The sequence below is a fragment of the Pseudomonas sp. P5_B2 genome (assembly GCF_056400445.1).
This window is the reverse complement of record NZ_JBFULH010000725.1, coordinates 1-1,897: the sequence shown is the minus strand read 5'-3', so window position 1 is coordinate 1,897 and position 1,897 is coordinate 1. Positions and strand designations below refer to the sequence as shown.

Genomic DNA, 1,897 nt, shown 5'->3' with positions numbered 1-1,897 from the left:
GCCTTTCGTATCTGCAAAACGAAGGTGTTATCAGCGAGAAGCTGTTTCAGTACATCGCCATCGGTGTGGCGGTGATCGTGGTGGTGATCAACGGCATGATGCGTCGCAAGGTCAAGCCTTGAGCGACGCCCCTTGAACTGATCAATCGCGATGGAGCATGGCTACAGCGTGCGGATGCAGGCTGTAGCTTTTGTCTGGATTGAGGGTGATCACACCTTCGCTGCACAAACGCTTCAACACTTCCCGCACACTGAGAAAGGACAGGGGTATACCCAGGTCCAGCAACTGGCTGTGCACGCCGCGCACGCCAAGGCTGCGCTCGCTTTCGGCGGCGGCCAGCAAGGCGTCGATGACTTTCAGGCGAACCAGACTGGTTCGCAGGCCAAAGCTTTTGAGCAGCAATCGGATGCGCTCATTGCCATTGCGCTCGCTGCGCTGTTCGAAAATGGCAGAGCCCATGGCAGGGCCCGTTGGCGCGTCGCTGCCGTCCGTTGGCAGTTRCGAGTTGTACATGCAATAACTCCTTTTTCGAGCCGGCCAGAAAATGTGATGAGTGCTCTCAAATCATTAGACGAACGAGCACGCCGAATAATGAAGACCTGAATGTAGAAAATTTGTCGACGCTATGTGAGTGGAATGTCATTAAGGGTACATGGAGTGTCTTTGCAGGCCTAAATTTTTGTCTTTTGTTTCGTTTCAGRGAGAGGGCAGGGTGTTTGTCTTTTCGAACAGGAGCGAGCGTGATTATTTCCAGGCAGTTAACCAGGTTAGGCCTTGCAGCGTTTCTAGCGGGGCTGAGCCTTGCGGCCAATGCGCGCAGTCAACCGGAACAGGCGAGCGCGGATATTCGCCGCACCGGTTTTGGCGTGCCACACATTCGTGCCGACAATGAGCGAGGGCTCGGTTATGGCATCGGGTACGTCTACGCTCAGGACAACCTGTGTTTGCTGGCCAATGAAATTGTCACCGTCAATGGAGAGCGTTCACGGTATTTCGGCCCGGATCAGCTGACGGTCGAGGAGCGCGAAAACCTGGTCAGTGACCTGTTTTTTACCTGGTTGAATACCCCTGAAGCCGTCACCGGTTTCTGGCAGGCTCAACCCCCTGAAGTACAGCAACTCATGGAAGGTTACGTAGCCGGCTACAACCGTTCGCTGGCAGAGCGCCGTGCACAGGGTTTGCCGGCGCAATGTCAGGGGGCGTGGGTGCGCGAGATTAGCGCCCAGGATCTGGTCAAGTTGACCCGGCGTCTGCTGGTCGAAGGCGGGGTAGGGCAGTTTGCCGAAGCGCTGGCCGGCGCCACACCTCCCAACGGTGTCGCGCAGGTAACCGCTGAACCGTCGTCTTTCCAGGTGGCTGCCACGCGTCTGCAACGGTTTGCGCTGGACCGCGGCAGTAACGCCGTGGCCATCGGCAGCGAGCGTTCATTCAATGGTCGCGGGATGTTGCTGGCCAATCCGCATTTCCCCTGGGTTGGCGGGATGCGCTTCTATCAGATGCACCTGACGATTCCCGGCAAGCTGGATGTGATGGGCGCGGCGCTGCCGGGGTTGCCGATGATCAATATCGGCTTCAACCAGCACCTGGCCTGGACCCACACCGTGGATTCGTCCAAACACTTCACGCTGTATCGACTGCAGCTTGATCCCAAGGACTCGACCCGCTACCTGCTCGACGGCCAGTCCTTGCCCATGAAGAAGCAAACCGTGACGGTGAAGGTGAAGCAAGCCGACGGTCGGACCGTTCAGGTTGAGCATGTGGTGTACAGCTCGGAATTTGGTCCGATCGTGCAATGGCCCGGAAAACTGGATTGGGACTCTCAGTTCGCCTACAGCCTGCGCGACGCCAACTTGGGTAACGACCGGGTCTTGCAGCAGTGGTATGCGATGAACCAGGC

Annotated in this window: 2 protein-coding genes; one reads left to right on the top strand and one right to left on the bottom strand. The window is 57.5% G+C overall.

The features are described from left to right. Positions 1-141 precede the first annotated feature (141 nt). Entirely contained in the window at positions 142-513 is a 372-nt protein-coding gene (locus AC1DRJ_RS26045) for a fe2+ zn2+ uptake regulation protein (RefSeq protein WP_477804684.1), read from the bottom strand. A 227-nt stretch (positions 514-740) separates the two neighbouring features. On the opposite strand from AC1DRJ_RS26045, the gene AC1DRJ_RS26040 reads away from it, so the two are divergent. Further along, positions 741-1,897: penicillin acylase family protein (locus AC1DRJ_RS26040; protein WP_477804683.1), on the top strand; the 1,157-nt coding region annotated here is incomplete at its 3' end.